At 60.5% G+C, this 25,277-nt stretch carries 17 protein-coding genes; 9 read left to right on the top strand and 8 right to left on the bottom strand.

Going from position 1 to position 25,277, the window contains the following annotated elements:
* Positions 1–15: 15 nt before the first annotated feature.
* The 4 genes from IAE77_RS05290 to IAE77_RS05275 form a co-directional block, all read right to left on the bottom strand.
* Positions 16–2,088, bottom strand: coding sequence for a serine/threonine-protein kinase (locus tag IAE77_RS05290; RefSeq protein WP_294222904.1), 2,073 nt, complete (start codon positions 2,086–2,088; stop codon positions 16–18).
* Positions 2,089–2,199: 111 nt separating this feature from the next.
* On the bottom strand, positions 2,200–3,033 hold the full coding sequence (locus IAE77_RS05285) for a hypothetical protein (RefSeq protein WP_294222902.1): 834 nt from the start codon (positions 3,031–3,033) through the stop codon (positions 2,200–2,202).
* A gap of 74 nt (positions 3,034–3,107) precedes the next feature.
* On the bottom strand, positions 3,108–4,052 hold the full coding sequence (locus IAE77_RS05280; RefSeq protein WP_294222900.1) for a hypothetical protein: 945 nt from the start codon (positions 4,050–4,052) through the stop codon (positions 3,108–3,110).
* A gap of 221 nt (positions 4,053–4,273) precedes the next feature.
* Positions 4,274–5,092: a hypothetical protein gene (locus tag IAE77_RS05275; RefSeq protein ID WP_294222897.1), complete on the bottom strand. Its 819-nt coding sequence runs from the start codon at positions 5,090–5,092 to the stop codon at positions 4,274–4,276.
* A gap of 138 nt (positions 5,093–5,230) precedes the next feature.
* On the opposite strand from IAE77_RS05275, the gene IAE77_RS05270 reads away from it, so the two are divergent.
* On the top strand, positions 5,231–5,962 hold the full coding sequence (locus IAE77_RS05270) for a sigma factor (RefSeq protein WP_294222896.1): 732 nt from the start codon (positions 5,231–5,233) through the stop codon (positions 5,960–5,962).
* An 862-nt stretch (positions 5,963–6,824) separates the two neighbouring features.
* Here IAE77_RS05270 and IAE77_RS05265 read toward each other — a convergent pair.
* From IAE77_RS05265 to IAE77_RS05250, 4 genes are all read right to left on the bottom strand, one after another.
* Positions 6,825–8,603 (bottom strand): glycine--tRNA ligase, encoded by a 1,779-nt coding sequence (locus IAE77_RS05265; protein ID WP_294222895.1) that lies wholly within the window; start codon positions 8,601–8,603, stop codon positions 6,825–6,827.
* A 205-nt stretch (positions 8,604–8,808) separates the two neighbouring features.
* Positions 8,809–10,374 carry an SUMF1/EgtB/PvdO family nonheme iron enzyme gene (locus tag IAE77_RS05260; RefSeq protein WP_294222893.1) on the bottom strand — a complete coding sequence of 522 codons (1,566 nt, stop codon included), beginning with the start codon at positions 10,372–10,374 and terminating at the stop codon, positions 8,809–8,811.
* Between the two features lie 15 nt (positions 10,375–10,389).
* A complete protein-coding gene (locus IAE77_RS05255; RefSeq protein ID WP_294222891.1) occupies positions 10,390–10,689 on the bottom strand; it encodes a hypothetical protein in 300 nt (99 codons plus the stop codon).
* Positions 10,690–10,949: 260 nt separating this feature from the next.
* Positions 10,950–11,843 (bottom strand): LysR family transcriptional regulator, encoded by an 894-nt coding sequence (locus IAE77_RS05250; protein ID WP_294222887.1) that lies wholly within the window; start codon positions 11,841–11,843, stop codon positions 10,950–10,952.
* A gap of 101 nt (positions 11,844–11,944) precedes the next feature.
* Here IAE77_RS05250 and IAE77_RS05245 point away from each other — a divergent pair, with 101 nt between their 5' ends.
* The 8 genes from IAE77_RS05245 to IAE77_RS05210 all read left to right on the top strand — a co-directional run bounded on the left by IAE77_RS05245 (position 11,945) and on the right by IAE77_RS05210 (position 25,075).
* A complete protein-coding gene (locus tag IAE77_RS05245; RefSeq protein WP_294222885.1) occupies positions 11,945–15,523 on the top strand; it encodes a hypothetical protein in 3,579 nt (1,192 codons plus the stop codon).
* Between the two features lie 77 nt (positions 15,524–15,600).
* A complete protein-coding gene (locus tag IAE77_RS05240) occupies positions 15,601–16,869 on the top strand; it encodes a cation:proton antiporter (RefSeq protein ID WP_294222881.1) in 1,269 nt (422 codons plus the stop codon).
* 91 nt (positions 16,870–16,960) lie between these two features.
* Positions 16,961–18,001 carry a sulfite exporter TauE/SafE family protein gene (locus IAE77_RS05235; RefSeq protein WP_294222879.1) on the top strand — a complete coding sequence of 347 codons (1,041 nt, stop codon included), beginning with the start codon at positions 16,961–16,963 and terminating at the stop codon, positions 17,999–18,001.
* Positions 18,002–18,060: 59 nt separating this feature from the next.
* On the top strand, positions 18,061–18,468 hold the full coding sequence (locus tag IAE77_RS05230) for a putative toxin-antitoxin system toxin component, PIN family (RefSeq protein WP_294222876.1): 408 nt from the start codon (positions 18,061–18,063) through the stop codon (positions 18,466–18,468).
* Positions 18,465–18,716 (top strand): hypothetical protein, encoded by a 252-nt coding sequence (locus IAE77_RS05225; RefSeq protein ID WP_294222874.1) that lies wholly within the window; start codon positions 18,465–18,467, stop codon positions 18,714–18,716. The genes IAE77_RS05230 and IAE77_RS05225 overlap by 4 nt, the downstream gene beginning before the upstream one ends.
* Positions 18,703–21,243, top strand: a complete 2,541-nt coding sequence (hrpB, locus tag IAE77_RS05220) for an ATP-dependent helicase HrpB (protein WP_294222871.1) — start codon at positions 18,703–18,705, stop codon at positions 21,241–21,243. Before IAE77_RS05225 ends, hrpB begins: the two co-directional genes overlap by 14 nt.
* 1,442 nt (positions 21,244–22,685) lie before the next feature.
* Positions 22,686–23,420, top strand: a complete 735-nt coding sequence (locus tag IAE77_RS05215) for a DUF4339 domain-containing protein (RefSeq protein WP_294222866.1) — start codon at positions 22,686–22,688, stop codon at positions 23,418–23,420.
* Between the two features lie 956 nt (positions 23,421–24,376).
* Complete coding sequence (locus IAE77_RS05210; RefSeq protein ID WP_294222863.1) at positions 24,377–25,075, top strand: hypothetical protein; 699 nt, start codon at positions 24,377–24,379, stop codon at positions 25,073–25,075.
* The last annotated feature ends 202 nt before the right edge of the window (positions 25,076–25,277 follow it).

The following is a 25,277-nucleotide window of genomic DNA, read 5'->3' as shown; positions in this document are numbered from 1 at the left end:
GGGTCAGTTGGGAAGTCATTTTGCGGCAGCACCGAGCCTCTTGGCCTGCTCAATGCTCGGCGGGGAGAGGCGGGTGAAGGGGATGGTGAATTCCTTCCCGTCCATGCGCACGATGACGGACTCGCCCTCCAGGCGGAGGAAGGTGGCCTGGATGGTGCGGCCGGTGGTATCGGTCCAGCTCGAAGGCGTCGGGGAGACTTGAGGACTGGGAGACATGGAGGCGGGGAGACTTGGAGAGGAGGAGACTGGTGGCGGGGCAGATGGAGTGGGAGAAGGTGGAGCAGGAGGAGGTGGCTGAGCGGTGGTCTCCGTGTTTTTGGAGGCGGAGAGGACTTTTTCGGGCTTCCAGACCAGCAGGGCGGGATGCTGGGCATCTGGTGAAGCGGAGGGTTTCACCGACTTGGCGGCGTAGAGGGCAGGTTCGATGCCCTGGCGCACCCAGAGGGCTGCGGAAGCTTTGCTGTCGCTGGAAAGCCAGGCTTCGAGCTGCTCCATTTCGGAGGTCTGGGCGGTATCGACGGTCAAAACTTCCGACCCGGTGCGTTTGGCGAGCTCGCTGGCCTGCGTCCAGGTCTGCGAGCTGCGGGTGATGCCGACGAAGGCATCCCCCAGCGGCCGGATTTCCAGCGCGGCGAGGTCATCGAGCGAGGTGACGCCGGAGGCGATGAGCTGGGTGAAGTAGCTGTTGTTCGTGACGGTGGTGGTGATGGTCTGGCTGATGTTGTGGACGTCTCCGGTCTTTCGCATGGCGAGGAAGACGGCCAGGCCGCCGATGAGGCCGATGGCGAGCAGACCGAGGATGAGCATGGTGCTGTTCAGGCTGCGGGTGGTGCGCAGCATGGCCTCCACAGCGGGATCGTAGCCATCCTCGTCGTCTTCTTCCTGCTCCGCCGCAGAGTCTGCGAGCACGACAGCGGCCTTCACCGTGGTGGCACGGCGTGCGGGGGCCACGGCAGCGGGGCGTGAGCCGGTGGAGGGCAGCGGCGCGGCGGGTCCAGGCGGCAAAGGCTGCCCGCCCGTGCTGGTGCTCACGCTGTCGACATCCTGCTGCACTTCGAGGGCGCTCTGGTAGCGGTCCTGCGGGTCCAGCCGCAGGGCGCGGAGGATGATTTCATCGAGCCGGTGATCGACCTCCAGCAGATCACTCGGGGGCGACCAGGCACCGCGTGGCGGGGTGCCGGTGAGCAGGTCATAAAGCATGACGCCGAGGGCATAAATGTCCGCGCGGTGGTCCACGCGGCGGCCTTCGATCTGCTCGGGGGCCATGTAGTCGGGCGTGCCCATGACGGTGCCGGATTTTGTCAACGTGCGCTCCGCGGCAGCGGAGGTGCGTGTCTCCGTGCCGAGCATCTTGGCCAGGCCAAAGTCCGCCACCTTCACCACGCCCTCGCGGGTGACGAGGATGTTCGCGGGCTTGATGTCCCGATGCACGATGCCGCGGCTGTGCGCATAATGCAGTGCCTGGCAGACCTGGGAGATGATTTGCAGCGTGCCATGAAGCGTGAGCTGACGGCTCTGGCGGAGCTGGTGGAGATTCATGCCATCCACCAGCTCCATCACGAGGTAGTGCCCGCCATCCAGCGTGACGCCGAAGTCATGCACCTGCACGATGTTTGGATGCTGGAGGGCGGCCATGGCGCGTGCCTCGCGCTCAAAGCGGGCCGCAGCCTCGGGATGATCCGCGATGTGCTCCGGCAGCACTTTCACGGCGACCTTCCGCCCGAGCCGCGCATCCAGCGCCGAATACACCGCGCCCATGCCACCTTTGCCGATGAGCCGCTCGATGCGGTAGCGGGAGTCAAACTCCCCTCCCGGCTGGAGCACGGAGCCCTCACTCTCCGCCATGCCTGCGCCGAGCAGGCAGCGCGGGCACTGGCTGGGGGCCATGCCCGGCGGCAGCGTGGCTCCACACTGCGGGCACTGGCCGGTGGGCGAATGGAGCGTGGGCGCGGAGTCTTCTGGCTCCGTGGCGAGTTCCGGCTCCACTCGGTCGCCGCATTGCGGGCAGTCAAAACCGGGTGCGTAGGCCTCCAGTCGAGTGTCATCCAGCGTCAAGAGGTGCGAACAATGCGGGCAGGGCAGTTTCATGAGCTTCCGGGAGGTGAGTTCCACCAATGAATAAGTCGTTGGGCTTAAGTCGGCATGTTAAAAACAAACGCGGAGCATTTTCAAACAAGCGGCGTGAGATTCCGAGGAGCCTCACCAGCCCGGCGGATGCCGCACGGTCCACTGGCTGCCATAACGTGCCGTGCTGCTCCAGCGCGGGCCGCTTTCCCCACGACCGCCGCGGCCTCCCGTGTCGAGGCGCAGACCGCAAAGGGTCATGAAGACATGCCCCGGCCCAGCATGGATGGAGATGTATTTGCCCGGCCCCGGCAAGCCGTAACGAGCAAAGCTGCTGGAAGTCAGCGGACGGTTCAACAGCCCGGCCTGAATCAGCACATAGGACACGCTGCCTGAGCAGTCATAGCCCCGGTCCATCACCGATCCATGGCCGCCACCCCATACATAGGGCTTCGTCTGGAGGTAGTTCCCCGCCTCGATGGCCCGTTGAATGGTGTAAGGCACCTCGGTGGTGGCTGTGGCTGTTTTGCCATTCAAAGACAGCAGGCAGGGCATGGCGGAGGCCGCCGGTTTCACCGGGGGCAGGCTCGGCGGGCGATGCAACACCGGTTTCGCCAACGCAGCAGGTGCGGGCATTTTCGAGACAACCCTCGTCACAGGCATGGCAGGGGCTTTCGGTGCATCTGGTGGCGTTTGTCTGACCGCCTTCGTCGCCAAGGCCTTTTTCGTGTCATCCAGCCTGCCGAGACTCCGCGCTTGAGCGATGCTTTCCGGAGCCAGGCGGGCAAACGGCACATGAAAAACGCTGCCGTCCTTTTCGATCAGCACGGAGCTGGCTCCCACGCCGACGAACCGCGCGTGGATGCGGCGCTGGTCGTTCGAGATCCACTCATGCAGCAGGCAGGACTGGGCCGAGGCGGCAGACTGGAGGACGACGGAGGCGAGGAGGATGGAGAGGCATGTTTTCATGGGATTCATCCACGCTCAAAGGAAGCCGCCAAAAAGGGTTACAGGCTGCGGATGTTTTTTGTGGTGCGCCTGATTCACAGGCCGCCTTCCGCCAGCAGTGCTTCATGCGCGGGATGCTCCAGCCTCCATTGCTGCGCGGCAGCGAGGTCGGCCTGCGCCCACCTGCTCCACACCGATTGTAGCCCCGCCAGCCGGACTTCTTCCTCTGGAATAATCTCCATCCAGGCCATCGCGGCGGAGGGATCTGCCTCCAGCAGGTTGAAGGCAAGACCGGAGACCAGCGTGGCATTTTCCCATTGTCCGGGAGTCTCCACCAGCCATGCCGCTGCGCTTGCAGGATCGCTCTCGGCCCATGCAGACATCATCACCGCCGCCACGGCTCGTTTTTCGTTATCCTGCCAGCCTTGGGCGGCTTCCAACTCGGCAAAAGCACGGCTGCCCTTCACCCGCACTGCACGGGCAGCCACGGCCTGCATGCCCTCCTTTGACAAACTCATCTGTGGAGAAAGCGCGATCTGCCAGGCACGAGCGGGCTGCTCGTCCGCAAGCACCTCCAGCATCGCGTTCAGCAAGGGCTCCCGCGCCGCCGAGTCACTGCGGGCGATCTGCCACAAGGCGGCCTCACCGTGGCTCAGCAGCAGCATTTCCCCCATGGATGAAAGCACCATGCCCTGCTTCTCCTCCGCCAGACGCCCTGTCCATGCCAGCGCGGCCACCGGGTCATCGGCGACCCAGATGGCGGCGACCGTGCGCAGGGCATTGAGATGCGCGTCATGGCGCGGGATGCCAGCAAGCCAGGCGTCCAGCAAACGCACGTCACCCTTCATCCAACGCCGCAAGAAGGGCGCACAAACCTCGTGGAGCCAGGGCTGGTCTCCCCAGCGCAGAAAAGCATGCTCCAGCAGCCCGCCCAGCAGCTCTGGAGATGCCATGTGCAAGTGGCTGCACAACACCACCGCAGGCTGCCCACCATCCCGCAGGGCCCTCTCCAGCGCGGCCAGATAATCCGCCAGACTCACGCCAGCCTGCCTGCTCGTCTTTACACGAGAGTGGAGCTGTGTCGGCCTCGTCCGGTGCGCCACCGTAGCAACGTGAGATGCGGCGGACTCCTGTTTTTTTCCACCCCCCGGCGCGAGGACGAACCCAAAGAACATCACACCAGGGACAAGCAGCAGCAGATGCATGGTTTGCATAAAAGTGCGGGCGCAAAAGGTGAAGAGGGCAGCGGGACAGGCTCGATTCAGCGGCTGCGGTAGGTGTTCACCCACATCACGCCCGCACTGTAGGCACGGCCTCCGCGGCTGCTCACGAAGTAATAGTTTCCAAGCGGCAGACCGCCCATGTTGAACTGGGAGGAGAAGCCACGGAACTCATGCACCGGCTGTAGATTCCGGCCCTCACGCCAGGCCGTGAGTTGATCCTCTCGGATCAGAAAGGAACTCACATGATCCAGTTCCTTGATCACGTTCATCATCAGCCGCTGGTCAGACCTCACGCGGATGGCCAGGCTGCGAAGCTCGGGTTTGGCGGCAACAAAGCGTGTGACGTCAGCAGACTCATCCCAGAACCAAAGGCGGCCCAGCCCCGGCGCAGGGTCGATACGGTCCGCTCGCAGCGTGTAGGTGGCTGTCTTTCCATCGCCCTCATGCGTCCAGCGGGTGCGCACGGCAAACCAGTAGGTGCCCGGGTTGAGCTGCTTTTTCCACAAGGGCGCGACGTCAAAATGAACCAGTGTGCATTGGGCCACATGCACGCCGCGTTCAAAGGCGCTCCGTTGGGAAGCGGTCAGGACACCGCCCTCAAGATGACCTGGATTCTCCTCGCGTGCCTGTGAGGCCATCGCCACCTGGTAAAGTCCCGGGGTGGTGACCGTGAAAGGGTAAAACTTCGTGTTGTAGTTCAGCGGACGCCCCCGTGGCGCACGGGCGGGCACGCGCAGGCGGTCGTGTTGGATCAAAACCGTGGTGTCAGCAGGAAAGAAATCCTGGGCCGCCATGACGGAGGAGGAAAGCAGCGCCAGCACTGCCAGAGAACGAAGAAAAGAGCGTGTGGTTTTCATGAATGGATTCGTTGGGTAATGGGACTCGGCATCATGCCGGCCTGCCCCGCTCAAGTGACCACCGCGCCGAAGGTTACAGACAGGTGAAAAATTCTTTGGGGTTGCTCTCGAACCGGTATCCTGACAAAACCAGCCGCCATGAGCGAAACCGCCCGCCACGCTCCCGATCCCTTCCTCACCACCCGCTGGAGCATCGTGCTCAAAGCCCGCTCCGGCCAGGCTGCTGAGGCACGTCGTGCTCTGAATGACCTCTGCTCGGCCTACTGGTATCCCATCTACGCCTACATCCGCCGCACCTGTGACCGTCCGCAGGACGCCGAGGACCTCACCCAGGGCTACTTTGCCGGTTTGTTGGAGCGTCAATACCTCGATCAGGCGGACAAAAGTCGCGGAAAGCTGCGCGCCTTCCTCCTGACGGATGTGAAACTCTACCTCTCCAACGAACGCACCCGGCAAACAGCCGCCAAGCGCGGCGGTGGCAGAATCATCGAGTCCTACGACCAAGCGCTCGCCGAGCAGCGCTATGGCGTGGAACCGCTGGACTCCAACACGCCCGAGCAGCTCTTTGATCGTGCCTGGGCCGCCACTCTGCTGCAAAGCGTCCAAGACGCACTGCGCCATGAATTTGCCACTCGGGGGCAGACGGCCGTCTTTGATGCTTTGCAGCAATTCATCGCCTGGAACGCCGGAGATGAGAGCTATGCAGACGTGGCCGCGAAGCTCGGCAAAACCGTCGGCGACATCAAAGTCAGCGTCCACCGCCTGCGCAAACGCTACCGTGCCCTTCTTGAACAAACCGTCTCAGACACCGTGACCACCCCGGACGAGGTGAAACAGGAGATCGCCATGCTCGCAGCGGCGTTCAGCTAGTTAAAGTCCAACAGGTTCTTCTCCGAACCCGTGCCCCTGCGTGGCCGGTGGCGGATACTGGGCAAGTCCTCGTGGAAAGGCGGGGAGGAACTGGCCCTGCATCCGGCACTGGTGACGCGGCCAAGGGAGGCCGGGGCAACGGCTGGTCTGCCATTCGGACGACGTAGGAGCCGATGCCAGACGGGCCGCTGGCTGCGGGGGAGGCCACGCGTGCATGGGTGAACGCTGCCAGAGCTGCACGAAAGGCGGAGCCTGTGGTGGGCTGGCAGCGATCACTGATGCACCTCGGAAAGCGGTGGCGTGAGCTGGATCGAAGATCGAGCGAGCAGAGGCGGGTCGAACAGCGAGGGGCGTTGCGGGGAAACCTCCCCGCACGATGGGGTAGCGGCGCATGCAGTAGCCGCGAGGGGAAGGCTTTCCCCATAGAATCATTCATTTGCGCCTCTATAAACAAACCAACTTTTTTCGAGTAAGTTGCCTATTGTTGGGAAACCACTTCCGGATCAAATCCAAGGTAGGCTACAAGCACCTGACGATTGCGTCCAATTGGCCGACTTTTGTGCATTTCCCAATATTTCAGAGCGCCATGCGAAACGCCCAATCGCAGAGCCAATTCCTTCATGGTGAGGTTTTCCTGCAACCTCTTTACCCGCACATGATCCGCCAGACAAGACGGCTTCAAATGCCTATCTGATTTAAGCCACCAGCGACGGGTATATCGCTCTCGATTGACCAACAAACGCCGCTGATGAAAAGCCAACAAACGCATCCGGCTCGGAGGTGAAGTGAACAGCGTAGCGGAAGACGTGAGTCTTCCGCCGTGCTCGGAACGCTGACGCGTTCCGCTACGAGGGAGCCTTGATCAAGAAACCAACGGCAGCAGCTTCCCGAGCAGCTCGCAGATCTTCACGCGCTCCTGCTCGCCGCTGTCGCGGTGGCGGAGGGTGACGGTGTCTTGGAGCTCGGGGCCTTTTTCGCCGCAGGTTTCGAAGTCGATGGTGACGCCGAAGGGCGTGCCGACTTCGTCCTGGCGGGCGTAGCGGCGGCCGATGCTGGCGGTTTCGTCGTAGAAGCAGTTCATGTGCTTCTTGAGCAGCGCATAGACCTCGCGAGCCTTGGCGACGAGCTCGGGCTTGTTTTTGAGCAGGGGGAAGACGCCGACTTTGATCGGGGCGACACGCGGATGCAGGCGCAGGACGGTGATGACTTCCTTCTTGCCCTTTTCATCGACCTTTTCGGTCTCGCTGAAGGCCTTGGCGATGACAGCGAGCGCCATGCGGTCGAGACCGGCGGAGGGTTCGATGACGTGCGGGACGTAGTTGCCTTTGAAGAGACGCTCGAACCACGCACGGACATCGGCCTCGGGCATCGGCTCGCCCTTGGTCTTCGCGGCTTCGGCGGCGAGGCGTTTTTGGATGAGGGCCTCCTTCTGCTCGTCGGTGAGCTTGGCGGCGGCGGTTTTGAGTTCTTCGTCGAAGATCTCCTGCGACTTCGTGCTGTGCTTCTGGTGCTGCGACAAATCGAAGTCGCCACGCGCGGCGATGCCTTCCAGCTCCTCGGTGCCGAAGGGGAACTCGCACAGGATGTCCACGCAGGCGCGGGCGTAATGGGCGAGGTCGGCGGGCGTCTGCCAGTAGTATTCGAGCACGTCGCCGAGGCCGATGCCTTGGTAGAATTTCGTGCGCTGATCGACCCAGTAACGGTGCCACAGCTCCCAGCCCCAGTTTGGCTGCGGTTCGCTCAAATCGGCGCCTTCATGCCACTTCGCGACTTCGCCGCTGATGATTTCGACGGCTTCGTCGGGCTTGATGAAGAACTCGAGTTCCATCTGCTCGAACTCGCGGCTGCGGAAGGTGAAATTCTTCGGGGTGACCTCGTTGCGGAAGGCCTTGCCGATCTGGCCGATGCCAAAGGGCACCTTCACGCGGCTGGAGTCGAAGACGTTCTTGAACTGCGCAAAGATGGCCTGCGCGGTTTCCGGGCGCAGGTAGGTCACGTCGTCCTCGGTCGCGGTGGGGCCGAGGTAGGTCTTGAGCATGAGATTGAAGGGACGGGCCTCGCCGAGCATGCCGCCGGTTTCGGGATGGAAATCGACGCTGCCATTCACGGCATCGATTTTCTCTTCACCGAGCAATTCGATCTCCTCGGGCTTGCCGGCGGCTTCACCGGCGTTTTGCGCGATGAGGGCCCGGATGCGTTTGCGGAAGCTCTCGATGTGCTCGCCATTTTTCAGCAAGGCGGAGATCGCACGGTCCCAACGCCAGCCGTTCGGGGCCTTCGCGCCGCTGTATTTCATGACGACGCCGTCCTGCGGCTCGACGTGGTCGGCGCGGACGCGTTTGTTCGTCAGCGAGCACTCGCGCATGAGGTCGGCGAAGGTATCGACGTGGCCGCTGGCCTTCCAGATGGCGGGATTCATGAGGATGCTGGCATCGAGGCCGAGCACATCCTCGCGTTCGCGGGTCATGGTGTTCCACCAGACGGTGCGCAGGTTGCGCTTCAGCTCCGCGCCGAGCGGGCCGTAGTCCCACACGCCGCCGCAGCCGCCGTAGATTTCGCTGCTTTGATAGATGAAGCCGCGGCGCTTGCAGAGGGAGACGATTTTCTCCATTTGAGCGAGGGAGGACTTGGCGTCGGACATGGTAGGTAGATGTGGGTGAAGGTTTGCCGAAGGGCTGGAGTGCTCCCGGCGAGAGGGGCGCGAAGGGAGCACCGGCCACGCGTGGGGGCAAGCGAGGATTCAGAGCATGGAGGAATGGAAAATGGTCGAATGGCACTGAAACGCCTCATCTGGACCATTTGCAGTTCCTCCATTTCAGGCCTTCCTCACTGCTTCACCGTTGTGATCATTCGGCCCGAAGACGGAAAAAGGCAGCGTTATCAGGAACTGCGAAATTAAACTCCAGCTCCCCTTGCCCGTTTATCAACGCATCCGTCGCATTCATTGGCACCAGGCTCCAAGAACCAAGATCGGTCGATTTTTGCAATCCAAAGCGAATCATGAACCTGCCAGTGCCTGGATTTCGCTGCAGAAGTGGTCTGCCAACGTTCAAATCCTGCAACTGGGTGTTTGTGTAGAGGCCAGCAGCACTGGCGTTATTGTAAAGAGCAGACACCAGAGCCGCATTCGACACCTGCCAATCAAACCCAAAAGCAGCCAGCTTATATTCCCCCCAATCATTCATACCGTCATTGTCGGCATCCAGCGTAGTCGAGTATGCACTCCCGCCAATGCTGACAGCGAACGGGTTCTCGTCAGCGTCGTTGCTGGCAAGTTGGAATGCAGCCGACCGAGGGCCGCTGGCAGACCCAGCCGAAGGAACAAAGGTCACCGTAAAACTGGTGCTGCCACCCGGTGCCAGGGTCACATCACCAAGCGTTCCCAATAAAAACTCAGCGCTGTTCGCCCCGGACTTGGTAAGCACCAATCCGGTGAGATACCCCGTCCCAAAGTTACGGACTGTGTAAGTCACCGAGGCTGAGCTTCCGTTGATCGGCAAAGCATTCCAGCTAGTCGTCGCATTGCCATCAGCTAATACTGTTCCTACCGGCTGCTCTACCACGATTTCAGGAACAATAGTGGTGATCACCGTGATATTCGGTGAATCAGCCGAGGCAATTGTTCCCGTGATCTGAGAACCCGTCTGCACAGTGCGGAAGCCTTGGCCAGGGTGAACCAAAGTTGCGCTGCTATTGTCTCGATGGAAACATCTTGCGCGATGAGCGAGGCCCGAATAATACCCACCGCGCCTTGATCTGATCGTGCCTGCCACAGGTCCTATGGGATTTGAGACTGGTGAGCTTGCATAGTAAGCAACATCATACCAATCCCAGCACCATTCAAACACACCACCCGAACAGTCATGGACGCCGTAGCCATTGGCTGCAAAAAAACCCACAGGCGTTGGATAGTTGGGGTGAGCTCCACGAGTCGGACTGATGTCGTAAGGGTAGGTCGCGTCGCTCCAATAATTTGCATCACTGTGCGTAATAAGATCACCCCACGGAAACCTTTTTCCCACCAGCCCACCTCGTGCCGCCTTCTCCCATTCTGCTTCTGTGGGCAGACGGTAGCCATTTCCAGCCCAATTCACCATGCTGTTGGTCACATCAACATCGCCTATACGATATACTGTCATCTGGGCATCATCTGTGTAATAGCACGGTGTTTTTCCGTTCATTTCACTGAGTGCGTTACACCATTTGACAGCTCCATACCAACTCACGCTTCCGACTGGACGGTCAGAAGGTGCTGATGCACCAACTTCGAGGTCTGTGTAACCATGCGAACTGCCCCATGTTCGCACTTGATCCCACTGTCCCTTGCTGATCTCGGTCGCATGAATGTAATAGGTGTTTATCAAAACGTCGTGTGGAGTGGCATTGCTCGAACCGTCCAACGAATCGCCCATTGAAAAGGTTCCGTTTTAAATTCGTGAAAAGCCTGCTATCACCAAATCGTCAGCGATCACCCGAAATCTCATTTGAGAGTTTTCGTGACCTGGCCAGTCGGTTCCCGCGTCCCATGTGATCTGCTTATTGGCACCGACAGCAACGTTGTCGCCGACGTCACCTGACACCGTTTGCACCGGCACTGAGGACGAAGCACCACCGTCCGCTGAAACTTCGAGTTTGATTTTCACAGTGCCAACACCTGACGCCTGCACATCATAATTGATGTCGATGAGGCGCGTGGTCACTCTCTGCGCAACTGTCAGGTTGCTCACCGTGGGTGCCGCATGAGTCACGGACGCACACAGGGCGATCAACAGCCAAGCAGAACAGAACAAAGTATGCTGCCATCGCGGAAAAATAAAACATCCCTTCGTCATAATGAGGTGAAATCTATTTGGTGGCCGACAGAGTTAAGAATCACTCCACCGCAAATCAAAACCATCTAGATTCAATTATGCAAGGTCTTTAGCCGCGCCGCTCATGATCGCGGATGCAGCAACGGAAAATCATCCAAGCCTACGCGCAACGCTTTTCAGGACCACAGCTTCCCATCCCGCGACCACTCCTTCACCAGCTCCCGAAACGCGGAAACCGCCGGGTCGTTACCTTCCTTCGCCCACACCATGACCAGCGGGATGGTGTGTTGCGGTTTGAGCGGAATGAGGGCGAGATTGCGGCTCATCGTGCTCTCCGGCACCACGCCGATGCCTGCACCAGCCTCGACGTATTGCATGATCGTGCCGATGAGGCTGGGCGTGTGCTTGATGCGCGGCTCAAAGCCGGCTTCGTCACACGCAGCGCGGATGGTGTCGTGGGATCCGGCTCCCTCACGACGGGCGAGGATGATCAGCGGCTCGCCTGCGAGCTTTTTCCACGGCAGCGAGGTCAGTTTGGTCCACGGATGATCCTTCGGCACGGCGGCGCAGAATTTCTCCTCACGCAACAGCAGCGTCTGCAAACCAAGCGCCTCGTGTGCGAGCACCGGACGCGTCAAACCGACCGAGAGCCGCCCTTTCGACACCATCTCCCACACGCGCTCCGGTGTTCTCTCTTCCAGGATCACCGTCACGCGAGGAAAACGCCGCGCATACTCTTTGAGCAGGCGTGCAAGGAAGGTCCGCGTCGGTGGCCCGATGTAGCCGAGCTTCAACTCCCCTTCCTCGCCCTTCGCCGTGCGCCGCACGCGCCGCATCGACTCCTCAAGCCGCTCCAGGATCAAGCCAGTCTCACGCAGCAACACCGCACCTGCCGGGGTGAGACGCGGGGCTTTCCGTTCGCGCTCGATCAATTGCGTCCCAAGCTCACGCTCCATCTCCTGCACCGCCCGGCTCAAGGCCGGTTGCGCGATGCGAAGGCGTCGCGCCGCTTTCGAGAAGCTCAGTTCCTCAGCAACGGCCTGAAAATAACGAAGATGACGCAGTTCCATGATGAAAGGCAATGTGTCAGGGCAGTCGCTTCATGCAATTTTCTTAACGACCCGGACAATTATATTGACCATCCGCAAGCGCTCGACTGATGATTCGCACCATGGTTTCTACCACACTCAGATGCTGGTTTCCCATTCTCACCATCGTCGGCATCAGCCTGCTGCCAGAGACCGCGCATGCAAATCTTGACCACCCGACCGTGTATTCGCTTGGGGATCTAAACCATGCGTCGGTTCCCATGCAGATTGTCGGGCCGGGAGCTTCCGCACAAGGCACCTCTTACTTCACCGCAGTCGATTCCGAACATGGTGCCGAGGTGTGGCAGTACAATGGCTCCTCCGCGACTTTGTTTCGGGATGGACGCCCCGGTCCCGAATCCAGCAACCCGGCTCAATTCACCGCGGTGGGCAACTATGTCGTCTATGTGGCGGATGACGGTGTCCACGGCCCGGAACTCTACACCACGGCCAACTTCAGTCCTTCAGGACTGCTCGGCGATGTCCAACCCGGTGCCACGCATGCAGCGCCGACCATTTTGGGCGCGAGCAATGGCTATCTGTGGTTCACCACGCCATCGACCAGCACAAGCTCCTCCCAGCGCCCCGCGACGGAGCTGTGGGTGACCAATGGAACCTCGCCACCGGTGAAACGTGATTACTTCGCCGAGAACTCGATCTCCCATGTGACTCTACTGCCCACGGCCAGTGGCCTCACTCGTTCAGGCATCGTGTTCATCGCACGGCCCTTCGGAGCTCCGGCCGGTTATGCGTATCTTTGGTCGGCAATAGGCGGTGGTGGCGTGATCCAAATCGACAACCTGGGTTCGAATCCATCTAACCCGCTTCCCGCCACCCCGGTGTTTGCTGTCACGACCAATTTCGTATGTTATCAGCCACTCGACGGCGGCCCGCCCGAAGTGTATAGCTTTTCAGCAGGGCGGAGCACTCTGGACGCCGTTGGATCATCAAGTCCGGCGACCCACTTCGTTTCCAACGGCTCTGACACAGTTTGTTTTGCCGCCACCTCGGCAGCGGCGGGACGGGAGGTCTGGAAGACGAATGGCACATCTGCATCCACCGCGCTGCTCGCCGACGTGACACCCGGCGCGGCAAGCAGCAACCCGAGCGCCCTCATGATGAGCCTGGGCAATCCAGGAGTGTTTTTCCAGGTGGAAAGCGCCGGAGGACATCGCGATCTCTACTTCGCCGACCCCGCCGCCACGCCAGTCTTCAAAAAGTATGACTCATGGGTGGAGGGCACCCAGCAGGCCACGATCGTCAGCGCGACAGAGATCGCCTACGTGAAGCCTGAAGCGTCGTTCTGGCAGGTGAAGCTCGCCGATGGCATCAGCGGCTCCTCATCCAATCTCGGCGGTTTGTTCAATTCCGTGAGCCGCTTGTGGAACAGCAGCATCGCCTCTCCGATGGAGAGTTCCCTTTGGGTCGTCGGCTCAACCAGCACATACGGTGAAGAACTTTACCAGCGCAGCGGCAGCAGCTTGCAGCCGCTCCATCTCGCGACCTCGCCCCATTCCGACTCGGCTACCCCACGAAATTTCTTTTCGTTCGCTCCAGTCACTGACAAACGGGACCAGTTGTTCATCGCCGACACCTCCACCGAAAAAGGACGGTTGTATTATCTCCGGAGCGGAAGCCTGCTTCCCGCCATCCCCCAAACTCGGCCCCAGGACATCTCGAACAACTCCTCCAGCCTGCCCGACGATTTCACGGAGGTGAACGGCGTTCTCTACTTCACCGCCCACGACGGCCAGAACCGCCGTTTGTTCATGACCGCCACGGGGCAATCGCACAGCGCGAGCGTGATCGGAAACGTCTTCGATCCTGAGCAGTTGGTGGCGTTCGAGAACCGGCTGTTTCTCCTCGCCCGGGCCGCAGCGGGCGGCACGGGGGGCAAGCAGCTTTTCCAGATCGACAACGGCAGCGCCAGCGCCTCCCCGGTGAACCCGGGTTACAACACTACGGCACTCAAGACCGCCGCGGGAAAGTTGTTCTTTGTCGAACAGCACGACGGCACCATCGAGCGGCTGAACTGCCTCGATTCCGGATTTACGGTAACGACCCTCAAGGCATATTACAAAGACACGGCAGGCATCGGAATCACCCAGCTCACCGCCAGCAGCGGCCATCTGTATTTCACCGCACTTCAAGGTGCCCAGCCCACGAACAAGCGTGTCGTATGGGGCACGGATGGAACCGGCGCTCCTTCTGAGCCGCCCTTTCTAATCAACTCACCACAACTGCTTGGTGCGTTGGGGGATGTCTGCATCTTTTGGAATGGCACGGGCAACAACGCCACCTACGACGTTTGGGATTGGGACGTGGATTCGGATGGAGATAACGGCATCCCTTGGAGGTTTTACACCGGCCCGATTTACGACAGGCCGCAGGAACATCGCCTCAGTGGCAAGCCTGCGGGCATCGAGGTCGATGGCCGTTTCTACTTCACCACGCAGTCCGGAAAGGTCATGGAAACCGATGGTGCCGGACTTCAGGTGGTCTTCAATGACTCAAGCCTCCTGGTGCGGCCGGAATCGCTCAGTTCACTGTCTGGCAAGCTGCTTTTCATGGCGACTGCCGCCAACAACGACTGCCTGCTGTTTGCCTACTCGGTCGCAGATGGCATCCAGCAACTATGGTCCACCACCGCAGGCAGCCTGCCCTGCCCCATGGTCCGTGCAGGCGGGAAGATGTATTTCACTTCGTCCGCATTGGACTCCTCCAACGGAGTGACGGCCTTGTGGCGCACCGACGGCACCAACGCAGGAACCGAACTCATCCAGAGCAACCTTGTTTCTCGCAACCTCTCGAACGTCCCCATGGGAACCTTCCGGAACCACTTGATGCTCGCGGCATCGGTCTCCTCCAATGCGGGCATGGAGCCAGCAATACTAAATCACAGGCCGGTCATCCCCACCCATCCGCTCCTGACCAGCGGCGTTCGCAACCAAACGTTTCACTTCACCTATGAGCAAATCGTCGGAGGTCCGCCAACAGATCCCGACGGCGATTCCCTTTCTCCTTTGTCGTTCTACACGGGAGAAGGAACTCTGAAACTCAATGGCGTCGAGGTTTCCATCGCATCTCCCATACTCCCCGGCGACCAATTCGAGTGGACGCCGCCTCCAGGCATGTCGGGACAGCGTCATATCGGCAGTCTCAGTATCACGGACGACTGGCTGCCGGATGCTTGGGAACCGATCTTTGTGGACGTCAAAACACCCCATGATCTCTGGAGCGCGGCGCACTTCACCCCCGAGGAAATCGCGGACCCAAGCATCAGCGGCCCTGCAGCAGACGCCAATGGCAACGGCATTCCGAATGCGTTTGAATTTATCTTCGCCCGTCACCCGAAATCGCCAGACACCACTCCCGGCTGGTCGCCTTCGTTTGCCCCGCCCGAAGAGGGCGGCCCGCCTGTCCGCCGCTTTACCTTCACCCGCGCGGCCGTTTTGACCGAAGGCATCGTGCTGAGGGTTCAGTGCTCGCCCGATCTGTCAGCGCTGTCTTGGACGACTGTCGCCACGAAAACTGAAAACACGCCTTGGATCTCCACCGTCACGGTGAATGAGCAGCCCCAGCCCGACGGGCGCGTCAAGGTGCAAGTCGATGTTCCGGCCGACGACACCTGTGCGTTTTTCCGCCTGAGTGTGGATCTTTGATCCATGCTTCCCAGGCATCAAAGTGATAGCGAAAGTCTATTTTCGTCATCATCGCGTCTGAGCCAATGGCTCGCCGCATGAACCCCGCGAAGATCGAAGACACGCTCAAACTCGTCCTGGTCGGCTGGATCGTCATCATCGCCGCCGCATGGCTGATGGGGCGGCTCTGCCGCAAAATCGGCCAGCCGCCCGCCGTGGGCGAAATCGCGGCAGGATTGCTGCTCGGGCCGTCGTTCATCGGCCTGTTCGCGCCTGACTTCGTGGGCTTCATCTTTCCCGACGAGATCAAGGGCCCCCTGGCGTTGCTCGCCAAGCTCGGCCTGCTGCTGATGCTCTTCCAGGTGGGCATGGAATTCGATTTCTCACACCTGCGGGACAAGTCGAAGGTGGTCATCGCTTCTTCCCTGATGGGCATCCTCGCCCCGCTCGCCGGCGGACTCGCCATCGCGCCGTGGTTGCACCGAACCTTCGCGCCGGACCTGCCTGAGTTCGGCTTCAAGCTCTTCGTCTGCATCGCGCTGGCCATCTCCGCGCTCCCGATCATGGGGCGCATCCTGCTGGAGATGAAGCTGGAACGCACCGCCTTGGGCGCGACTGCGATCAGTGCTGCTGCGATTGACGATGCGGTGGGCTGGGTGTTCCTCGGCGTGGCCACGGCCATCATCAAGCAGGGGGAGAACTTCTCCTGGCTGCCGTTTCTCGGCCAGGTGGCGTTGATTGTCCTCTACTTCGCCGTTTTGATGAAGGTGGTTGGCCCGTTGATCATCAAGGCGTGGCGAAAGCAGTGCAACGATCACCACACGGAGACCTTCACACCGGGATTCCTCGCTCTCCTGTTCTGCACACTGTTTGTTTCCTCACTGATCACCAACAAGCTCGGCATCTTCGCCATTTTTGGTGCCTTCGCCCTCGGCGTGGCGCTGCACTCGGAGCCCTCGCTGGTGAAGGCCTGGCGTGAACGTTTCGCCGACTTCGTCATCGTCACCCTGGTGCCGATCTTCTTCACCAACACCGGCCTTAATACCCGGATCGGCTCCTTTGACAATGCCACCGCCTGGTTCGCCTGCGCCTTGGTGTCGTTCGTCGCCATCGCTGGCAAGCTCGGTGGCTGCACGCTTGGGGCACGCTGGGCCGGGGCACACTGGCGTGAGGGCCTGTCCATCGGCGCCCTGATGAACACACGCGCCCTCATGGGCCTCATCGCGATCAACGTGGGCAAGGACCTGGGCCTGCTGAACGACAAGCTCTTCACCATGTTCATCATCATGTGCCTGCTCACCACCGCCACCACGGGGCCGATGCTCCGCGCCTGGCTGCCAGCCGACTTGAAGAAGCTGGTGCCGTGATGAGTTTCGCATGCCTGGCAGGCATGAAAGCGATGCTGAAAGGCTATTGTCGCCACAGAAACTCATGACGTAAGACCGCCCTCACGCGCTTATGTCCATCCAAGCTCCCCGCCAACAACATCTCTGGATCTGGTTCCTCTGGCTCGCAGGCTTCTACAGCGTGTGGGCCTGGCTGGTGTTCGGACACGACCGATGGAGTGATGTGACCTCGCATTGGCCGATCGCGCTGGCGATGGCTTTGGGCAGCTATGTGGCTGGATCGACGCCAATGGGCGGCGGAACGGTGGGCTTTCCGATTCTCGTGCTGCTGTTCGGCCTGCCGGCGACTCTGGGCCGGGACTTCAGCTTCGCGGTGCAATCCATCGGCATGACCAGCGCCAGCATCTTCATCCTGGCCCGCCGCCAGCCGCTGGCGTGGTCGATGTTGAAGGGCTCGATGCTCGGCTGCGTCATCGGACTTCCCGCAGGCATCTTCTGGATCGCCCCTTACGTGCCCGAACTGTGGATCAAGCTCGCCTTTGCCGTCGTGTGGGCCAGCTTCGGTGTGTTGCACCTGTATCGCATCGGCGAGATCGCCTCGCATCACGGCATGACCGAGTTTGATGAGCGCTGGGACTTCCGCGTCGGAGTGGTGACGGGCGTTTTTTCCGCAGCCTCCGTCGCTGCGGTGACCGGCGTGGGCATCGACATGGTGTTGTATGCCACCCTCGTGCTGCTGTGCCGCGCGGATCTGAAGATCGCCATCCCGACTTCGGTCATCATCATGGCCTTCACCTCCGTCCTGGGCATCGTCATCAAAAACGCCACCACCGGCATGCAGCCGGGCGTCTATGAGAACTGGCTGGCCGCCGCGCCCATTGTCGCGCTTGGAGCCCCGCTCGGTGCCTTCATGGTGGACCTCATTGGACGCAAGCCCACGCTCCTCTTCGTCGCCGTGCTCTGCGTAGGCCAGTTCGTGTGGACCTGCTACACCGAGCGCACCGCCCTCGGGTTTGGCGGCCTCCTCGCCTCCGTGGCCGCCGTCGGCGTGTTCCTCCTCGGCTTTGAAAAACTCCGCGCCTGGGGTGCGGTGCTCGTCGGCGAACGCAAAGAGCAGCTCGCCGCGCTGAAGCTGGCAAAAGCAGACGAATAACTCGACCGGAAGGCTGAATTCGCCATGCTGGGACCGCAATGCCAGCCTTCCGAGCCATCATGGACACCAATGTCCTTCTGAGCGCCCTCTGGTCACGCCAGGGAGCTGCATTCCAGATTCTCCAGGCGCTGCGTCGCGGTGAATGGGTGCCTGTGCTCAGCAATCACCTGCTGACCGAGTATGAGGAGGTTTGCAAACGTCACGCGGGCGACATTGGGCTGTCCATCCAAGACATTGACGATGTACTCGACGCTATCTGCGCCGTCGCGGAAGAACATGGCTTGCTTCCAGGATGGGTTCCTGTGTTGAGAGATCCTGATGACGAACCCATCGTGCAGCTTGCTGTCGAAGCCTCTGTTCCAAGGATCGTCACGCATAACATTCGCCATTTGAAACCGGCCGCCTCATTTGGTATCAATGTCCTCACACCGGCCGAGTTCCTCGCCCGCCTCCGCTCCAAGCCATGACCACCATCCAGGCCAACATCCCAGACTCTCTCGCCCGCCAGGTGCGTGAGTTTGCCCAGCGCGAGCATGTGTCGATGGACATGCTGTTCAGCATTGCCCTGGCCTCACAAGTTTCTGGCTGGAAGAACCGTGACAACATCAAGCAGCGGGCTCAACGCGGAGACTGGAGGAAGTTCGACAGCGTGATGGAGAAAGTGCGTGATGTGCCGGCCATGCCGGGTGATGAACTGCCCGATGCCAGCGCCTGATTTACTGCCCATCTTCGAACTCCGCCAGACCTTCACCGCAGCCCTGCTCGACCCGGCGCTGCCGAACTTGCTGATCAAAGCGCCCACGGGTTCGGGCAAATCGACGCAGATTCCGCAGTTCGTGCTCGATTCCGGCCTGCTGCCGGAGGGCAAACGCTGCATCGTGCTGCAGCCGCGCCGGATCGCCGCTCGCATGCTCGCGCAGCGGGTCGCACGGGAGCGCAACGCGCGTCTCGGTGGCGAAGTCGGCTATCAGGTGCGCTTTGAAAACATCACCAGCCGCGAGACGCGGCTGACCTACGTCACCGAGGGTGTCATGCTGCGCATGATGCTCGAAGATCCGATGCTGGATCGCGTCGGCTGCGTCGTGATCGATGAATTCCACGAACGCCATCTCGATGGCGATCTCGTGCTGGCCTTTGCACGGCGTTTGCAGCGCAAGCGGCCGGATCTGAAGATCATCGTCATGTCCGCCACCCTCGTGCCGGGTCCGCTGGTCGATTTCATGCAGCCCTGCAAGCTGCTCGAATCGCAGGGCCGCACCTTTCCGGTCGAGGTCCGTTATCAAGCGCCGCTGCAACTCAAGACCGGCTATCCCGAGGCGATATGGGATCAGGCGGCACGTGCGTGCGAAGATCTGGCGAATTCACCCGGCTTCAGTGGCGACATGCTCGTCTTCATGCCCGGCGGTCACGAAATCCGCAAAACCATCGCCGCGATCCAGGGCCGCAGTTTTGCACGCGGCCGCAGGGTGGTGCCGCTGCATGGTGAACTGACGCCGCAGGATCAAGACGCCGCCGTCACGCCCGGCGAGCAGCCGAAGATCATCGTCAGCACCAACGTCGCCGAAACCTCCCTCACGATTGAAGGCGTCAAAGCCGTGATCGATGGCGGAACGGCCCGCATTGCGAACTACGACGCGCGTCGCGGCATCAACACGCTGACCGTGCAGAAGATCAGCCGCGCCTCGGCCGAGCAGCGTGCCGGGCGCGCAGGTCGTCTCGGGCCCGGCATCGCGGTTCGTCTGTGGCCGGAGCGTGATCAACTGCAACGCGCCGAATGCGAACTGCCTGAAGTGCAGCGGCTCGATCTGAGCGAGGCGCTGCTCGCGCTGCGCGTCTTGTCGAAGGAACCCTTCGACTGGTTTGAAGCGCCGACACCTGCCTCGTTGTCACGTGCGGAAAATCTGCTGCACGATCTCGGCGCGATCGATTTGAACGGCCAGATCACGAACATCGGCCGCCAAATGAGCAAGTTTCCGCTGCATCCGCGTTTCTCCCGCATGCTGCTCGCCGCGGCGGAGTTCGGGTGTTTGCGCGAGGCTGCGTTGTGCGCTGCGGTGGCGCAGGGACGAGAGATTCTGCTCGTCGGACAAAAGAACGCGTCGCACAAGAGCGAGGAGTTCTGGGAGAAGGACGACGTGAGTGAGTTTCAAGCGCTGCTGCGGGCCTTCACGCGTGCGGAGGCGATGAACTTCGATCCAGATGCCTGCGCCCGTTACGGCGTGCATGCGATGGCATCGCGGGAAGCCGCGCGCAGCGAGGATCAGTTCCTCCAACTCGCCAAACGCGCCGGTTTGACCATCAATGACGAGGTCGCCTCACCCGAATCGCTCGCGAAGACACTGCTCGCCGCGTTCAGCGATCACCTCGGCGTCGAAACGAGTCCCGGCAGCCGCATTTACCGTCTCGCGGGCGGTTACACCGGTCATCTCGACAAAGACGCGCACATCAAGGCCCCGCGTCTGCTCGTCGCGTCGGAAATTGTCGAGGTGCAGGGCAAGGCGCTCACCGTGAAGCTCAACAACGTCACGCGCATCGAGGAGGAATGGCTGCGCGAGATGTTCCCCGAGGACTGCACCAGCGGGCGCAGCGCCCGCTACGACAGCGTGAACCGCCGTGTCATGAACATGGAGGAGACGCGCTTCCGCACGCTTGTGCTCGCCAGCAAGGAACGCGGCGAGCCGGATGAAACGCAGGCCGCGAGTTTGCTTGCCGCCGAAGTCATCGCCGGACGTCTCGAACTGCCGTTGTGGAACGAAAAAGTCGAGCAATGGATCACGCGCGTGAACTGCCTCGCCAAATGGATGCCCGAGCTCGAAATCCCTACCATCGGTGAGGAAGACCGCCATCTCATCATCGAGCAGCTCTGCCACGGCTGCACGACCTACCGTGCGCTCAAAGATCGCGAGGTCTTCCCCGCCCTGCACGCTTGGCTCAGCCACTCGCAGCGTGAGATGCTGGAGAAATACGTGCCTGAACGTTACGCGCTGAAGAACGGCAAGACCGCACGCATCGTCTATGACGAAAAGCAGCCACCGGCCGTCAGCGTCATCCTGCAGCAGATGTACGACGTGAACGAGAACCCCAAAGTCGCCGCCGGCCGCATCAGCGTCACCGTTCATCTCCTCTCACCCGCCCAGCGTCCCATTCAGACGACGGGAGACATCGGCAGGTTTTGGCGGGAAGGTTATCCGGCAGTCAAAGTGCAGCTTCGCGGAAGGTATCCGAAGCATGAGTGGAGGTAGCAGCACGCACGCCGGAAGACCGGGTGGCACTCAAAGGCGGAGCGATGGGGGTGTGGCTGCGAAGAGATGGCCTGTCGTTTGTTCATTTGGTGCACACTGACGTCATCTCCCCTTCGGACATGCCAGAGGATTGGTAGGATGATTATGGGTAGGATCATTGGCTTTCGGGTTCGGAACCTCTTCAAATCATCCTACCCTCAATGATCCTACCCAAAAACGCTTCGGAACGGTTGAGACAACGGCTGGGGATGAGCGTCATGTCAGCGTCTCATCAGCGGTTCGAATCCGTCCGTTCACGCAGCACGTCGGGGAGGTCTGAACTTGCGGCTTCTCCCGCTTCCCAACCGGCACCACCGCGAGAGGTTTGGTAGGATAATTGTCGGTAGGATCATTGGCTTTGGGGTTCGGAACCTCTTCAAATCATCCTACCCTCAATCATCCTACCCAAAAACTCTTCGGAACAGTTGAGCCAGCGGCTGGGGATGAGCGTCGGGCCAGCGTCTCATCAGCGGTTCCGAATCCGTCCGTTCACGCCGCACGTCGGGAGCGCTGCCCGCAGTGCTTCGCTCAGCGATGGTGGCGAGGGGTGGGATCACCGCCGAGAAAGACCGTTTAAAGCTCATCTCCCGAAGACCTTGGTTTGGCTTTGGTAGAAACATTGGGGGTAGAAAAATTTCAGCAAAGGCTTCTGGGAAAATTTTTCTGCCCGTCATCTTTCTACCCACATCCTTGGGCAAGTGACTCCTGATTCCATCATCGAGTCGCCTGGAGTTCAGGCACTCAGCGGTGATTCCAAGAGCCTTTGGCTGGTTCCGCGGCGCTCCAGAGCTGCGGTGTTTCACCTGCCTGGGCCGGGTGCCTGCCTTCGCGGGTCACGGGCTTCGGAGGCGCTTGGGACGCGATTGGCACGCGGACGGATTATGGTCACTGGGTTGCCTGACGTTGTTCTCCTTCAATCTCCGGTTTTACTACTGATCGTAGAGTCTTGAGACAAACGTTTTTTACCACCGTTATCGGCCAAGCTAACGGTTGTAGGTCGTGCTGAGGCTGGACCAAACTCAACGCTGTAAATCCCGTTTCCAGGGTAAAATCAGGATGTGATGCGGGTTCGGAGGAGCTGGAATTTCTCTATAGAGGGACAGACGCTTTGGCCTACGTGTCCTTGGTGTCATTCACCGGCAGTAGGGGTGGATTGACAAACCTCCAGAATTGTGGAAATTATAAAGATGAACCAACTCCCTATAAACGCATCAAAGTTCGGCGCTCGTATCTACGCAGTCTCTGACTCCGAGGTGTTAATCAAACAGACCGTTTCTCGCGGCAAAGCGGCCAAATACGTTATTGACGAGCACCGAGAAAAATTCGTTCCACTCAATAATGACAGCGACTTGGCTCAGGCAGTGAGGGAAGCCCTGCTTGGCAACTTATAGCCCCATGAGTTTATGCAGGCTCTCCTTTTAATCGAAGGCCAAAAGCATGGCCCGTATGAACTGGCAGAGGTCATCAAATTCTGCGAGCTTGGACAGCTCGGTAGAGATGACCTTTGCTGGACAGAACGGCTAGCTGGGTGGACTCCACTTTCATCGATTCCGGAGATTGCAGCAATTTTTGCCTTAAAGCCCCCGGAAATCCCTCAGACAATTAATTCTCAAGGGAGCCGAACACCTGTCGAATCGGACCAACAGAAGAACTACAAACAAAGCAAATTGAATTGGGCGAGTCTTTTAGCTGGACTGGTTTTGGGTGGCCTGTCAGGCTGGCAAATGCGTGGGGAACATTCTCCGCAAGCGGCCACGGCGATTGAAAATCCGACTGCGCCAATACAAAAGAGTTTCAGTGAAGCCAATCCATCAGAGGCAAAAATGGTTTTTGATGAGCCGGAGAAGGATGAACCGGAGGAGTCCAAGTTCGTTGAGCCTGCACCTATTCCACCGGACGAAATCATTGTGGCGGGGGCCAAAATTCTCAATGAATTGCTCGATACCACAAACTATCGACGCGGCAAAGTGCTTGTCTCGAATGGAGTTAAAGGGCTTCCTACAGGAACCTTAGTTTACCCAATACGACTGAAACAAGGCGATCAACCGATGACCGTCTATTACGCAAAAGACAATTTTGACGAATGGGTTGTTTTTGTTGAAGGCTTGTCGCCGATCCCCTGCAACTCAATCAGATGAATATCGGCTAACGCTTGGAACAATAATGCGTTTAGGCTCTACGCCACCGCTTCTACGCAGCGTCCACAGAGTGTCGAGTGCTCGACATGCGTTCCCACATCCGGGAGGTGCTACCCGCAGCGGGCGCATTTGGGTTGGCTGGACTCGATCACGACCTAAAACACTCCCTACCTTACCAGACGCCGCTTTTCCAGCCGCACGGAGCCGCATTTTCAGGCTTGCCAAGGCGGACGACGTTGTGATTTCATCCTCGCGTCATGGCCCTCGGAGTGTCAGCTCGGAGATCTTGGTCTGCCACCGGAGGGCGGCGGAGGGCGGGCTTTGATGGCAGTGAGAAGATGCTGGCAGAGGAAGGGATGCCGGAGGCGTCCGGCGAGATGACCAAGCCAGCCCACCATCGGATGACGTGGGGTTTCCATGTCCCCGGCTCGTCAGGGAGCATTGTTTTCTCGGGCGTGGAGATGGCTGGCTCCTTTGGCGAAGTCTTCCACTCGTCAGGGGGATTCGCTGTCTCGGCCGGGGAGTTCGCTGGCTGCTTCGGCGAAGCCCCCCGCTCGTCAGGGGGCTTCGCTGTCTCGGCCGGGGAGTTCGCTGGCTGCTCCGGCGAAGCCCCCCGCTCGTCAGGGGGCTTTGCTGTCTCGGGCGGGGAGTTCGCTGGCTGCTCCGGCGAAGCCCCCCGCTGGTCAGGGGGCTTGGTTTTCTCGGGCGGGGAGTTCGCTGGCTCCTTTGGCGAAGCCCCCCGCTCATCAGGGGGCTTCGTTTTCTCGGCCGGGGAGATGGCTGGCTCCTTTGGCGAAGCCCCCTGGCCAGCAGGGGGAAGCCGTTTTTCACGCCGGTGCAGGGTGAACTCCTGCGATGGAGAGGCTGGCAGGCCTGGCGCTTCGGCTACCGAGGCCTGCGACCCTGCTTTTCTTCCCCTTCCTGCCCTGGATGCCCTTTTTCCCCTCTGAAATGCCATGACTCGTCAAGACTATTACCCGGTGGCCATCCCCGCTCAGGTGCTGTGGCTGCACCATTTCGCGAACATGCTCAGCCAATACATCGGGAGGCTGGCCATCGATGAGCCGCGCATGCGGGACGCGATCGCGGATGCGCTGTGGCTGGCCTACCTGCTGGGTCCCTGGCGCACGGAGCAGCGCCGCTTTACCCTGGCGGCCACCCAGTCCATCGAGCACGCGCAAACAGGCACGGGGAGCGATCCGATGGGCCACGTGGCCTACGTGGAGCCACCGCTGCCGGAGAGGGTGGTTCCGCGGCCTCCAGGAGCACTGAAACGGCTCTTCAAACTGATCCGCACCATCAAGGCGGTGAGAAACTATGACGAGGGCATCGGCCTCCAATTGGGCATCCTCCCGCGCAAGGACACCCGCGAGCACGCGGTGCCGACCTTCAAGCTGCGCGTGGCCTCCGGGATGCCACACCAGCGGGTGATCATCCGCTACTCGAAGCATGGCCACACGGGCATCTTCATCCAATGCCAGCAGGATGACGGAGAGTGGGACAAGGGCACCATCGCCACGGGCAGTGTCTTTGAGGACACGCGTCCCCTCCGCGTGCCCGGCCGGCCGGAAATCCGCCGCTACCGCTTTTGTTTCTGGGATGAAAAGGCCCATGGCGACTGGACAGACGTGGTCACGGTGACGGTGGGGCCGTGAAAGACCGATCTGCGCCCTCACAGGCAAAGCCTCAACCACCCGAGCTCAATATCCCCGCCATCAGCAAGGAAGCCGCCATCAACGGCCGATTCAGACAACGGGCGACCTCGGACGCTTCTGGCGGGAAGGCTATCCCGCATTTCTCACACTCTCTCGGCAAACGGTCACAGCCTGAAGCTGCACTTCATGTAGCTCGGAATTC

Source organism: Prosthecobacter sp., assembly GCF_014879935.1.
Classification (GTDB): domain Bacteria; phylum Verrucomicrobiota; class Verrucomicrobiia; order Verrucomicrobiales; family Verrucomicrobiaceae; genus Prosthecobacter.
The sequence above is the reverse complement of the archived record's forward strand: the minus strand, read 5'-3'. Positions and strand labels throughout refer to the sequence as shown.

What these genes read in the sequence shown, in the direction of transcription:
- IAE77_RS05265 (WP_294222895.1), bottom strand. Translation starts at nt 8,603, where the DNA reads ATGTCCGACGCCAAGTCCTCCCTCGCTCAAATGGAGAAAATCGTCTCC.
- IAE77_RS05230 (WP_294222876.1), top strand. Translation starts at nt 18,061, where the DNA reads ATGGACACCAATGTCCTTCTGAGCGCCCTCTGGTCACGCCAGGGAGCT.
- IAE77_RS05245 (WP_294222885.1), top strand. Translation starts at nt 11,945, where the DNA reads ATGGTTTCTACCACACTCAGATGCTGGTTTCCCATTCTCACCATCGTC.
- IAE77_RS05225 (WP_294222874.1), top strand. Translation starts at nt 18,465, where the DNA reads ATGACCACCATCCAGGCCAACATCCCAGACTCTCTCGCCCGCCAGGTG.
- IAE77_RS05285 (WP_294222902.1), bottom strand. Translation starts at nt 3,033, where the DNA reads ATGAAAACATGCCTCTCCATCCTCCTCGCCTCCGTCGTCCTCCAGTCT.
- IAE77_RS05215 (WP_294222866.1), top strand. Translation starts at nt 22,686, where the DNA reads ATGCAGGCTCTCCTTTTAATCGAAGGCCAAAAGCATGGCCCGTATGAA.
- IAE77_RS05235 (WP_294222879.1), top strand. Translation starts at nt 16,961, where the DNA reads ATGTCCATCCAAGCTCCCCGCCAACAACATCTCTGGATCTGGTTCCTC.
- IAE77_RS05260 (WP_294222893.1), bottom strand. Translation starts at nt 10,374, where the DNA reads ATGGGCGATTCGTTGGACGGTTCGAGCAATGCCACTCCACACGACGTT.
- IAE77_RS05270 (WP_294222896.1), top strand. Translation starts at nt 5,231, where the DNA reads ATGAGCGAAACCGCCCGCCACGCTCCCGATCCCTTCCTCACCACCCGC.
- IAE77_RS05275 (WP_294222897.1), bottom strand. Translation starts at nt 5,092, where the DNA reads ATGAAAACCACACGCTCTTTTCTTCGTTCTCTGGCAGTGCTGGCGCTG.
- IAE77_RS05210 (WP_294222863.1), top strand. Translation starts at nt 24,377, where the DNA reads ATGACTCGTCAAGACTATTACCCGGTGGCCATCCCCGCTCAGGTGCTG.
- IAE77_RS05250 (WP_294222887.1), bottom strand. Translation starts at nt 11,843, where the DNA reads ATGGAACTGCGTCATCTTCGTTATTTTCAGGCCGTTGCTGAGGAACTG.
- hrpB (WP_294222871.1), top strand. Translation starts at nt 18,703, where the DNA reads ATGCCAGCGCCTGATTTACTGCCCATCTTCGAACTCCGCCAGACCTTC.
- IAE77_RS05290 (WP_294222904.1), bottom strand. Translation starts at nt 2,088, where the DNA reads ATGAAACTGCCCTGCCCGCATTGTTCGCACCTCTTGACGCTGGATGAC.
- IAE77_RS05240 (WP_294222881.1), top strand. Translation starts at nt 15,601, where the DNA reads ATGAACCCCGCGAAGATCGAAGACACGCTCAAACTCGTCCTGGTCGGC.